This is a genomic window from Psychrobacter sp. 4Dc (assembly GCF_002836715.1).
Lineage (GTDB): Bacteria > Pseudomonadota > Gammaproteobacteria > Pseudomonadales > Moraxellaceae > Psychrobacter.
On record NZ_PJAT01000077.1, the window covers coordinates 1 to 13,554 of the forward strand.

Genomic DNA, 13,554 nt, shown 5'->3' on the forward strand with positions numbered 1-13,554 from the left:
CTTATTAACTGCTATAACAATTTTTATCTACCTAGTTGCTATATAAGGTTTATTAATCCGGTAGGCCAAACAATGCATCTAGACCTTTAATGAATGCAATGGGAATATCCCAAGTAACCAATCCATAGCAACTATTACTGCTCAAGCTATCGTGATTAGACTGAACCACATCTTGCGATGTAGGCATAGTAGCTGCCTGAGCATTCGGGTCATACACACCGCGTAAAAACACGTACTCTACAGCGCCTAAGTATTTATCTTCGTTACCCGTATAATCACTGATCCTCATAGCAAGGAACCGATGCAATGCTACTTGATAAATCGCTGCTTGTAGCCAATACCCTGCTTTGGACATTGCTTGCTTAAGCGTATTTTCATTATAATCGCTTAGGCTATTTCCTAGAAAGTTACTCTTATAATCGACCACATAATACTTGCCAGCATGCTCATACACCAAGTCAATCTCACCACGCAAATAACGATACAGATGCGCTTTATTCTGTGGCACTAGGGTGACGTGTTTATCTGTCTCGTCAGGTAAATACTGTTGAAAAAGTTGACTAATATCCTGTGCTTTGAAATTCTCTGACAGCCCCATGTTGAACTCTAACTCGGCAAATCGTTTACCTTTATCAAGAGCAATCAAGGGTTGATTGGAAGCCAACAGTGGCGCATGCAGCACTTCTTCAATCCAATTGATTAACGCCTCATGCTTCGTTGTATCTATTGACTCAAGATCAAACCCATCACTATTTCTTTGTTTCTTGCCTTGTGATCTGCGGCTCTGTTGTTCAGCACTGCTATATATAAGCGGCAATTGATAGCTACTAATCGCTCTATCAATAACCTGAGGCCACTGGGCTTTATTAGTGAAATCAATTTGTTCAAATATCTCATGTAAAAACGTACCGGCATTGGCGCCTTTTACAAAGGTAAAACGGATATCATCTTCTAACTTGAGGCTTAGTTCACTGTCTTGTTCGAGAGACTCGTCGTTATTAAGTAAAGAGATATTCGAAACTGAAGACTCCGTCATATCAATCTCTATCGCATCATCAATACGCTCATCCACTATCGCCATTGCTTGTGTAGATTCATCTAGCTGACGTGCCAAAGCGGTAAAGCTAGTCTTAGCCCAACCATAAAAATAATTGGTTTTCATCACCTCAGAAAATGGCGCGTACTCAATAGCTTCTGTCGTAGGCTTATGAGCATTTGATTTGGTAGTAGCCAGTTGAGCACTGTCATTTACGTCTGTTGAATTAGCAGTTTTGTTTGCGTAATTATTGTCATAGAACTCATTAACCTTATGACTTCTAAGCATGCCTACAATGCCTTTGAGCCTATCAGGTAGCTCGAACTTTGCTTCTGGCGATTCAAACCAATAAAACACTGGCTTTAGCTCAAACCCTGTCTTGTTACTCGGATCTCGTAGCACAATATAAAGCTGCTCACTAGCTCGAGTAAATGCCACATAGCCAAGCCGTCTTATCTCATCAAAGCCTTCTTGTGTCTCGATATCAGTATAATAATCCTCGACAGTAGCAGAGCCTTGCAATGGTGAGAAGCGGCGCTGATTACCCGATTGATTATCTGTCGACTGCTGTACTTCTATCGACTGCCGCACTAGCTCTGAGGGCGCTTGTTGCGCGTTATATAGATACAGCCCATAGTCTTCCTTATTCCCAGACTTCCTACTGGCATCACCCATTCCCAATACATAGACAATAGGGAACTCAAGCCCTTTTGACTTATGAATAGTCATCAATTGCACACCAGACTCTGTCGGTAGCGGATATTGCTTAGCCCAGTCACTGTTAGGCGCTGCATCTATATGCTGCCTGAACCAAGCCAGTAGCTCATGCTCACCCATACCTAGACCATACTGCGCCAAGATGTCCATTACATGACGCAAGTCCATGATATGGCGATCACCTTCTGGATGCGCGGCTATGGCTTGCCAAACGCCTTGCGGCTGTACAGGGCTTTTATCTAATAAATAATGTAGCGCCGATAATATACCAAAGTGCTGCCAACGCTGTGCACCTTCTTTTAGATAAGTGATAAAGTCTTGATAGCTTTTCTTAGTATCAGTAGCTTCATTCGCTGAGAGGTCTTTCGAATTAGAACGGTTTGAATGGGCGCTTGGCGTACGGCTACCCTCGGTAACGCCTGACTCATGGTCCGTCATCATGGCTTTGATGTTTTTGATACTCAGTCCATATAGATGACTGGTCAATACCCGATTAATCATGTCATGACGATATGGGTATAGCATGGCACTCAGCAATGCTGCCACATCTTCTGCCATAATAGTCTCAAAGATGCTGACGTCACTGGTGGTCAAAGTCGGCACATTAAGTTTTACTAGCTCGTCTTCAACTCGCTTCAGATCTTTTTTGGCACGTGCCAGCACCCCAATATCACTGGGCTGAATCGGCTTACCTTTGAGTGTCTGACCACTATTAAGCAAAGTGGCTATATGGCGAGCTGTTATCTCATGTTCATCGTAATCAAACTCTTTTTCCTTGTCATAAGGCAGATGCAATAAGCTCACGGGCTGAGCAGAAAGCACTTCTGTCACCAGTACATCATCCAGCCTATCTGACGCATTAAACCAAGACAGCTCATATTCTGGTTTTGCTGCTTTGATATGTTGGTAGTGAATACCAGTACCCAACTGCGACAGTTTATTTTCAGCAGTTGAGGCATTAGCCATGCCAAACCAGCAGTTCAATGCGTTAATCACACCGGCATTAGAACGGCGATTGATATCAAGTGTCCAAAAGGCACTTTTGTCAAACTGGGCTTTCATATAGTTATAGTTGGCCACATCACCGCCACGAAACCCATAAATAGCCTGTTTGGGATCACCAACCAATAGCAGAAACTCATTATTGGTTTTCTTGGTGGTTGCTTGCTTGTCACTGTCCGACTGTTTACGTTTATTCTTTGGCAAGTAGATGCTTTCAATCATAATGGCTTGCTCGCCATTGATATCTTGCGACTCGTCAATCAGCGCCACAGGATAGTGATGACGAATATAACGCGCCAGCTTATCTCCTTGGCGGCCAGTCAATGCTTGGTTTAAGCGTACCATCTGCAAACTAAAGGTCGTCTCGCCGCGCTCTTCTAAAATTACTGGTAGTCTATTACGCACAGCCAGCACAATATGACGGTTAAGATTGGCTAAGACAGTTATTATGTATTCGTCCAACTTTTTACTTTGTTCAATATATCGTTTAAAGTCACGCACGACCTGCAACTCGTTGAATATTAAATTAATTCTTTTGCCATCTTGAGGAACACGAAATTGATTACCAATATTGTCAGTTTTTTGAAAAGCCTCAATTAACTTGCTTGTTTTCTTCTTTTTATCAGATACAAACTTATAAGCGGCTGATCCAAAATCCTGTAATGTTTCGATTATTTTTGGCCAAGTATCTCTATTATTAAATAATTGTCCTTTTGGCACTTCATAGTACTCACCCTCAGGTCTAAAGAAAATATCAAGCTCATCGCTACGTTCAATAATATTATGTATAAGCCGCTCATAACCATCAAACGAAAAATCACTTGCCAAAATCTCATCAATCGGCGCAGAGATAAAATTAAGCGAGCGAGTCACATACTTTTTATGATCACCCACTGCAGACAGCTTACCCTGCTGATCCATCAGCGCGTAAAGTTTAGGCTGCTCATAGTATAAGCGGCTCTGAAACTGACGCAGCTCATCATGAACAATACTATCGGTAACTTGTTCAATACTGCTGTCTTCAATAATCCCCATACCCTGCTGGTGACCAGTTTCGCTACTGTACTCCGTCAACCATTTTTGCGCCAAGCTATCGAGCGTACCTACAAATAGCTTATCCAAGGTGGTTAGTACCAATGCAGTACGCCTGATAGCTTCCGCCATTGGATAACTGTACACGTGATCTAGCAAATAGCCGACAAGATGCAGGTTAATAGGATCTTGCATGATGCCATCTAAGCGCACATATTTGGCCTGATTAACCAGCCAATCTTCGCGGTCTTTTTTTGCTTGTTTACGTTTCTCTGCCGCCGCTTGCTTATCAGTAGCAAGGTCTTGATTTAAATCGTCAATATCTGTTTCAGCGTCTGCATTAGTACTTGAACCATTGCCTGCCTGTGTGTCTTTATTACTTTCAGGCAAGACTTGCAATATATTGGGATAGAGACTCTCTTTATTGCTAGTATCAGCACTTAGGCTATTAACCCATTGTAATAGCTGATAAAAATCTACCAAACGATCATGAATACGTTGACGCATTTCAGCAGCGGCGGCTCGTGTAAAAGTCGTGGCAATGATTTGCTCTGGTGCACGTCGCGCTTCAATCAGTAGGCGCAGTACAATACCGGTCAACGTCCAAGTCTTACCCGTACCCGCTGAGGCTTCAATTAGGTGCTTGCCCGTTAGATCGACGTCGACTGCTGGTATGACATCATTTTTACGTTCAGGTACAGCAGACAAAGGCAGCTCATCTGAATATTCATCAAATAAATTCGGTTGTGTAGACAAGTCAATGGTATTGGTTGGATCGCTAAGGTCTGTCATATGGGCGCATACTTTTAATTATTATTTATTAGGGCGTGTCTTTAATTCACTCGATAGTTATCTAAATGGGCTAAAAACAGCTAAATTTTGCCAAACATCGTCAAATAGCTGGTTAATATCCCGATATTATCGGCACTATTTTCCTCGTTTGACGGCAATTTATCTCATTTTTATCACCATTTTTGAAATGAAGACACGCCCTAGAACAAAATAGCAAAAACTAATTAGAGGCTGTTCTAAATAACTGGCTAACTATCTAAGTTAGTTAACGCATTAAACATCGGCTCATACAGTGGTTGGGCTAATGTAGTCAACGCTGCCGATAGCGCTTTGAATGCATTTTGGTCTCGTAGTACGTACTGCCAAATAGCATGCTGCGAGCAAGTATCGTATACCGTGTCTGAGTTGTAGTTAGGTCTTAACCAGTCTGAGAAGTCGGCTCGTTTTGGCCAATAGCTATTACCGTCACCTTCTTCAGGCTTTAGATACTTATCAAGGTAATTAAGTGCATATTCTGGTAATAATGTAATGGGCACTTGACCCGTTAACTTACCAAAAACAGCCCATTTTATTAGCTCAATTATTGCGTCTTCATACACGATCGGGCTTAGTTTAAATGCTATTACTTTGTCATACTTTTTGACTTGTGAGCTGGGCTTATTAAAGCGCCAAATACTCACGCCATCATTTAATGCTACTTGCTCGGCAGTGGTACGTCTGGCCACTTGCCAATACAAATGTGACAACCAAAACTTGAGCAAATGCCTAGGACTGGCAGAATTGGGTAATATGTTTAACCACTGCTTGGGTGATTGCTGAGCATAAGGCACGCCCGCCTGAATAATTGATATGGGTGCTAATATTGGTACTGAGCCTTTGATCTTAATGATTTTTGGCAACAGTTTAAGCAGTGTCTCTGCACCCTCTATATCTGTCTGGTCTTTTGAATCATTATCAGTGTTATTCAGTATATTTTTTAGCTCTATCTGAACAGGATATTCGGCGGTTGGGGTCAGTAGCTGTAATACACTACTGATATCTGCCGTACTCTCGTTGAGAATACTGCTTTCGTCAAAGCCATTAGCCATTAACTGCTCTTTGAACTCTAAACATTGCTGTTGCAGTTTCTTCTGTTGATTGGGTAGCGTGGTTTGGCGAGCGACACCAGCGGGCATAATTTTTTGATACATCAGAATTGGAGTGGTAGTTTCATCCGCTGCATTACTATCATTTTTCTTATTCTCATCAGCAACCAACTGTTTAATCAAATGATCTTTGATTTGATAGGTAGTTAAACTGTCTAAGAATAGCGGCTCTTGATGTGATAGTGCTTCTTCACCTTGTACCACATGCACCTTTTGAGACCGTAAGAACGCTTTGGCAGGATGGCGCACTTGGTAAGCCAATGCCCCTTCAATATCTATCTCTCCGATGTTAAATATACTATCGGATAGCACCTCTGTCATACCACTGACGTCGCTAGCATCAACAGCTATATCTAGCGCCAATAGTTCGACCAATGCAAACAAGGTTTGATTGTCTACTTGACCTAGCTGACCCAAGCCTTGGCCAAGCACCTGAGCGATTGACTCATACTGCGCCTTCGTAGGTAAGCCCACCAACTCTTTATGCTCACTAGATACTCGACCTTTTAATGTGTCAAACACCGCTTGCCAAAGCGGCGCAGGCGGAAACTGCTTTTTCTGAGCCAGCTTGGTTCTGCGCATGGCTGTATTTAATAAAGCATCCAGCTCGTCAATCATATCGACAGGGCTGGTATCTTGAGCATTGATATCAATGTTGGGATTAACGTTGGCATTAGCATTGCCATCAATATCAGGAGACGCTTGCTCAAAAACATTAGCACCTTCAATTTCTGTCTCAAACAGACTCTCATGAAAAGGTAGTGCAGGATGCTCAGTCACCAACCACTGTTTAATCAATTTAGGCAAATAGCGCTTGAGGCTTTCGGTGGTGGGGTCAATATTCTCAGGTAATGTCTCAAGCGAGTTTACCTGCCATTGCACCTCGCCTTGCAAAAACTGCAATAGCTCACTCACTGGATTGGCTGGCAAATGCTCATGGGTGTCCGTCAAGCTTTGACCGTTATAGAACATCCAGCATGCACTGCGCGCGCACAGTAGCGCATCTAAAAATGCGCCATTGTCATCATCTTCACTGACTCTGTCACCGCGGCGTGCATTGGTCGCTTTCATCAAATCATAGCGGTTATCACGGTCACGCCCAGGAAACTCAGAGAGGTCCATATTGAGCATCACCACCAGCTCAAATGGCACGTTTCTTAGTGCACCAAATCGACCAAAGGTAATCACCCCAGTCGGCTCCGCACTGACCTGCTGACTTTCAAGCTCGTTTTCGATACTGTCTAGCATAAAGCTCAGCTTAAGCGGCAATTGCTCCACACCTGCCAGCCTTTGCTCCACTTCTCTGTTGTCGACATCACCACTAGCGTACTGCCTATAGTGACGATTGGCTCGCAGACTTGATTTAAAGCCATTCATCGCGTTGTAGATGGCGCGCATGGTACGCGTTTGATCCACATCACCAAAGTAGCGATGGATAACTTGTGTCTCAATCTGATCGAGCCAATCTTCCGCTTTCATTTTTTGTGTATGGTCATCACGACGTGCGACCAAACCAGTATAAATGCGGCAAAGCGCTTCAACAATCAACGCATCATTTAGGCTCACTTGTGGTAACGGTAAGGTCATTTCTGGTAACGCAGTGCTTGGCCATTCATCGTCATTTAGATCATATAAGCAGTCGCTCAACCCAGCCTCTGGCATGACCAAACCTAAGGTCAATCTGTCTAACGCCTGTGCAAAGCTAAAGCGATAGTCATAGTCATTACTGTCCAACGTTTGTTTAAGATGCAGCTCGTCAAAACCGCGAATAAAGCCCGCCTCTACCAACAAATCACAGCCACGGCTCATTTGCTCATGAGTCAGTCCAAAGCTTTCAAACAATGGCGGTAACATGAGCCAGTCTAAGACTTCAGCTGCTTCAAAACGAGCGCTATGACTACCCAATAGTTTGTAAAAACCGATAATGGCTTCCCATAACTGGCGAATATCGGCATCAACAACACCAGTCACTTTAGCAGGCAAAGTCAAACCGTCTTGACCTTTACCATTGACGAAAATAGAACCAATCAGTGCATGATGACGTTCAACATCGGGTAGCAGCACAACAATGTCAGAGATATGGCGTTTCTTTTCACCAAGTTTGATAGGTTCATTTAGCCAACGACCAATCATAATACGCAGCACTTCAAGCTGACGCTGCAAACTATGACACGAATGAATGCTTAGGCTATTATCTTGGGAAGAGATTGCCCAAAAACGGTCTTTCTCAAAACGCTTATTCTCTAACGCTTCATCTTCATACCAAGCCGTTGCTGGCTTTTCTTCATCAAGACTTGACTCTATCTGCTTACTTATCGCTTGTGAGACTGTAGCAGCCGTTGCTTGCTGGGTCGATTGCTCATCAAGCATCAATACATCATTTTGCAAACGTTTTAATAAGCTCAGGTTACCTTGGGCATCTTGAGTACTGACAGCGTCATCAGCAGCATCTATGCTTTCATAATCGTAATGACCGAGCACATTATCTACACCATTATCAAAATTATCTTGCCATTCGACTAGCGCATCGTTGTATTGCTCATTACCTGATAAATTGGCAAGCATCGCAAACGCATCGCGCGACTGCTTGCCCAAACGCGATAGCAAGCTGTGACCATAATCACGCAAAAACACACTCTCAGGGTTGATAATCTGCTGGCGTTGTAACCATGATTTATCAACGATATCTGCCCAAAACAGCTTTGATGGATTGTAATGCAATAGCGTGATATTCATGTATTGCGACAGACTCTGTAGAAAGTCTAACTCGGTCTGTGGCAGTTGCTGAATGGTAAATATACGCAGTACTTTGGGCAACTGATCACGCTCATTCGCCTTGTTATTTTTTAAGGCTGACCAGAACGCACGCTCCAGTGCCACACGGTGTAGATGAACATCAGCAAACAAATGCGACCACAAGAATCGTTGGGCGATTTCTAACTCTACATAATGGTCGACCAACCACTCAGGCGTGCCGCGCGCATACTTATCAAAGCGCAGGGATAAGGCGTCTTTATCTGCTATCAACTCACTTACGTTCAACGGCTTATTTTGCGACCATAATGCCAACCAATCCTCACGATGAGTCAAATAGCGGTTAAACACCCTAGCCAAATCGCTTGCCAGCTGCCAAATACGGGCATCTTGTTGCGCCTTATCCTGTTGTAAGCTGTCTTGTTGAGCAATTGCCTGTGGGTCATCAATCAAAGACGCTAACAATGGATGAACTGGATGCTTTTCATCTGCAACGATTGTCTCTTGATAATAAGTCAAATACCCAAACAATCGCCACTGCATTACTGTCGGTGACAACACCGCCACTTCCGGCACGTTTAGAGTTGTCGCTTCAGGGTTTTGCGCCAGTAAGTATGCACTATGGCGGGTCAATACATCTTGCATCAGCGTCCATTGATACTGGCCCCAAAATTTAGTACGCACCAAGGTACTAATACCAGCACGGCTAGCAATAGTTTTATCCAACCAATCACCCAATACCATTGACGGTACAATGACAATAAAAGGCTCAAAAACAGGCTGATCCTTGGACTGGTACTGTACAAGCAATTGATCAACGAGGTTTTCGGTACGGTGCGACTGAATAATAGTGAACATAGACAATAATCTGATTGCAATAAAGGTGAGATATTAGGATTAATAAAAAAGGCTTCACTTATGATGAGATGTCTGTATCCAATGTCAAAAACGCTATAAAACGTCCAGACAAAACAAAAATCGATACTCATTAATCCATGTTTGATGGTCGTTACTATGATGCATTTCTGCTAGCATGAGGGCCAGAAATGCATCATAGTAGCAAATTCTACATATCCATTGATAACGTTGACTTGCCAAATTTGCTATCAGTGTGCCATTGATGGTTATCGTTTACTAGTGTAAATGCCGATATTATAATAAGCTTGCGACATTTAGTGTCGTTTTATACTATCATTCATATTTACAATGAAATAATCTCATTGCGGTTTCTAAATTGGCCTTCACAACCTGTATCTAAATAACACTTTCTATTGACGGGATTACTTAATATTATGCCATTGCGTCCCATTGATGCTATTTTTGTCCATCCAAAACAACGCTTATACGTCGTGTATTATCGCGGTGAGTTGTGGCAACTGCCACGTATGAAAATCGATGAGAGATCATGGAAAAACAGACGACCCTATACCGATGATAGTAGCTCACTTTATTTGAGCATCCATCAAGCTATCAGCGACCCTATCCTTGCGCAGAAATTGAGAACGCTAGATCTACCTGTAGCGGTACGTAGTAGCACGTTGCCACGTTTTGAAGCATGGTGGGAGGCACATGGGTTTAGATGGTTAAAAGACAGACTATTAACCGGTGAATCGCCGTTAGCAGCGCATCAAACTACTACACCTGCTGCCAAGGTATTAAACGACCAATCTGATCCTCTAACAGATTGCCAAACCAATGGCCATACTGATGAAAGTGGTGAGGTTAATGAAGAACAAGTATCTACCCCTTCTGCAGACACGGATATCTTTGCAGACATGTTGGCTGAATTAACCGATGAAGTACTAGAACAAAAGCTTTGAAAACTAGATACCACCCTGTATATAAACTTTGCTATGAATCAACTAATAATAAAAGAGCAGTAATATATGAAAGACTACAAACTACTGCTGGCTGGGCTAATCTTGCTACTGCTCACAATCTTTATCGCGGTCTTCATTTGGTTGTGGACCAGTAATCAAAAAAACACAGACCCATTGCCAATCATGGCAAGTGAAAGTGAAGCAGACCCTAGTACGAAAGGTGATGAATCAAGAGAGATTGCTGACATTGTGTTATACATTCGAGCAGAGGAGAAGTTACAGATACCTTTGGACGATATCATTGTGAGCTTTGAATCTCGTTATCCTCACGTACAAGTGTTAGCGAGCTATGTCCCCTCTAACGACCTTCTTACAGTACCAAGTAGTAGTTCTACCAAAGACAAGCTCTCTGACTTTGTCTTTGATACAGATATGATTATTACCAATGACGATAGCCTATCTACAGAACGGGTATCACTCCTACAGTCAGAATTGCAACAGGCACAAGATAGAAATGGTCAAAGTCAGAAAAGTACTGAGGATGTTGGTATAAATGATGCATCTGATAAAAATAGTGATAATAGTACGCATGATAAAGATAAAAAGATACACACTCTAAACCCCTTTAACTATGCGCTAAAAGATGAACAGGCGCTTGAAGGTGTCATCCTGACAGACGATACAACTGCTATTAACTTCCGTAATTTTTTACTATCGAGCACAGGTCAAGATATACTAAAAAAATATGATTATGAGAACATTAGTGGTTATAAGAACAGTGTAAATGACTTATTTAAACCAACCTCACAGGCAAAAAATGCATCAGGTGATCATGCTGTAGATGTCACTGACGCGCTTAGCAATGGTGAGTAAAGATAAATTGTCTCTATTTGTCTTTTGTTGATTGCTTTTATGACTGCTTTTTTCTACAATGTCACTCCATAATGCGCCTATAGCTCAACAGGATAGAGCAGTTGCCTCCTAAGCGATCGATCCGAGTTCGAGTCTTGGTGGGCGCACCAATCATTGTATTTAGACATAACCTCGCATTACCTCAAGCCCTTTAAACACCTATCATACATAGCTATCAGTCTTTATTAAACACTTGTCATTACCTACTAGCACCTCTACAATGTTGTTAAATGCGTTGTTAAATAATATACAACGTCATTTTTTGTTGTTAATTATGCAGTGAGGTTGTTGTTAAACCTCCGAGCGCCTTGAGGTATAAGCCATGACGAGAAAACAAGACTACCGATTAACTGACGCTGGCGTGAAAGCAATCGCCAAACAATCCACGCCTATCAAAGTTACACGCCATGGTGATGGCAACAATTTATATCTGATACAACATCCAAATGCCTCACTATTTTGGCAGATGACTTATCGCTATCAATCTGATAAAGACCTTAAGCCTAAACAAAAAACCTATCAAATAGGAATCTACAAGCCAGCCAAACAAGCCATTGACTCTACATTTAAACCAGAAGTGTCGCTGAAAGAGGCACGGCTGGCACGTGATAAAGCTCAGGCACTCCTCAGTGATGGCGTTGATCCTACAGAACACAAAAATCATGAAAAAAACAACTTTGAGCAAAAAGATTTATTCAGAGTTATCGCTAAGAGCTATATTAACGAAAGATCTAGCACTACACCCAAGAATGTTCAAAAACTACATAACTATTTAGATAAGCATATTACGCCGCATATAGGCGACTACCCTATCGCCTCCATCACGGCTCAAGACGTCATCAAAACTGGATTAGCAATCCAAACCTATTTTGAAGAACGGGGGAAGTGGACAACTGATACTTCGCACAAGTGCGTTGCCTTGATCAGCTCAGTTTTTGAGTATGCTATCAATACACTAGGATACGATATCATCAACATCGCTTATGGTCGCAACAAAGCATTAAGACCTCATAAGCCTGAGCGTATGAAAGCGATCGAGCAACATCAATTCCCCAAGCTGCTGCGTAACATTGACCAATACGGTGCAGATAATCCAAATGCCCATCAACAGACTATCGCTGGTATGCAGCTGATGACGCTATGCTTTGTTAGAACAAAAGAGCTAAGGTTTTTTGAGTGGTCAGAGATTGATTATCATAAAAATGTTTGGCGTATCCCAGCGCATAAGATGAAAATGCGTCAAGATCACATTATTCCCTTGTCACCACAAGCGATGGTCATTATAGAACGTATGAGACCTTTAACAGAAAAAACAGGATATGTGTTTTACAATTTTGAGCGTAGTAAACCTTATAGCGATGTCTGGTTCAATCAGGCATTAAAGCGTATGGGATATACGGGCGACCCCTACCCTAAAATGACGGGGCATGGTTTTAGGCAGCTTGCCAGCACTGGATTATACGAGTTGCAATTTAGTCAAAACCTTATAGAAATACAATTAGCTCATCTTGAACAATCCAGTGTTAAAAAGCGCTATGATTTGTCTGCACATCTAGCAGAACGGCAGATGATGATGAACCAGTGGGCAAATCATCTAGATAACCTACGAGCTGGTACCGCTGTTAATTTTGACCTACTAACTCCTGATGAGCTGAAGAAAGAAATGAGTAGCCGTAATGAGCAAACTACTGATATAGCTTTGCATGATAAAGATATTTTAATAAAGAGCTTACAAGAGCAAGGTATTCCCGATGACTTATTAGAACAGCTTGTGAGTTTTATGAAATAGTATTTAGCTAATACTATTTATCAGCTTTAAACGTCCAAACATTATATTACTTGAAGACGTGACTCCATCTCATTTTAAATAATACTGTTTACTATTTTAAAGTTAATCTATCAAAGATATTAAAGCCACGTTTCCAATTTTACTTAAAAATAAGATGTATAAAACCATGACTACTAATAACTCCTCTAGTATTAAAGATGAATCTAGTGCGCAACAAGAGATAAATCGCGATACAGAGATACATGCTTTGAAAAAAATTATTAGCATCTTGTCTACTAAAAACACTAGTTTGAATATTGCAATCGAGAAAATTCTCAGTGTACCTACAAATTTAAACATTGCTGAAAGCATCTTAAAACATAGCACATGTTCTGATTTAGAAAAAAACAATAATATTGTTTTTTTGAGTGGTATAGAACAAAAGGCTTTTAGTTACTATAAGGAAAATTTCGAGTTCGATATTGATGCTTTTAAAGATTACTCTTTACCTAGTATATATTTAGAGGAATGTATCGCTACTGGAGAGAATAAATCAACCTACCTACTGAATCGTTA

At 41.7% G+C, this 13,554-nt stretch carries 6 protein-coding genes and 1 tRNA gene; 5 read left to right on the forward strand and 2 right to left on the reverse strand.

Annotation, left to right across the window (positions count from 1 at the left end; all coding sequences use genetic code 11):
- Window positions 1-52 precede the first annotated feature (52 nt).
- Together CXF61_RS04675 and CXF61_RS04680 are read right to left on the reverse strand one after the other, a co-directional pair.
- Window positions 53-4,579 (reverse strand): UvrD-helicase domain-containing protein, encoded by a 4,527-nt coding sequence (locus tag CXF61_RS04675; RefSeq protein WP_165597342.1) that lies wholly within the window; start codon window positions 4,577-4,579, stop codon window positions 53-55.
- Between the two features lie 248 nt (window positions 4,580-4,827).
- Window positions 4,828-9,336, reverse strand: a complete 4,509-nt coding sequence (locus CXF61_RS04680; RefSeq protein WP_165597343.1) for an exodeoxyribonuclease V subunit gamma — start codon at window positions 9,334-9,336, stop codon at window positions 4,828-4,830.
- Window positions 9,337-9,770: 434 nt separating this feature from the next.
- Between CXF61_RS04680 and CXF61_RS04685 the strand changes: the two genes are divergently transcribed.
- The 5 genes from CXF61_RS04685 to CXF61_RS04705 form a co-directional block, all read left to right on the forward strand.
- Window positions 9,771-10,298: a hypothetical protein gene (locus tag CXF61_RS04685; RefSeq protein ID WP_165597344.1), complete on the forward strand. Its 528-nt coding sequence runs from the start codon at window positions 9,771-9,773 to the stop codon at window positions 10,296-10,298.
- A gap of 66 nt (window positions 10,299-10,364) precedes the next feature.
- The gene (locus CXF61_RS04690; RefSeq protein ID WP_165597345.1) at window positions 10,365-11,171 is read left to right on the forward strand and encodes a hypothetical protein; all 807 of its coding nucleotides are present in this window, start codon (window positions 10,365-10,367) and stop codon (window positions 11,169-11,171) included.
- Between the two features lie 73 nt (window positions 11,172-11,244).
- Window positions 11,245-11,320, forward strand: a tRNA-Arg gene (locus tag CXF61_RS04695).
- Between the two features lie 212 nt (window positions 11,321-11,532).
- Window positions 11,533-12,999 carry a tyrosine-type recombinase/integrase gene (locus tag CXF61_RS04700; protein WP_165597346.1) on the forward strand — a complete coding sequence of 489 codons (1,467 nt, stop codon included), beginning with the start codon at window positions 11,533-11,535 and terminating at the stop codon, window positions 12,997-12,999.
- A 166-nt stretch (window positions 13,000-13,165) separates the two neighbouring features.
- Window positions 13,166-13,554 (forward strand): hypothetical protein (locus CXF61_RS04705; RefSeq protein ID WP_165597347.1); only part of this gene is annotated, 389 nt, incomplete at its 3' end.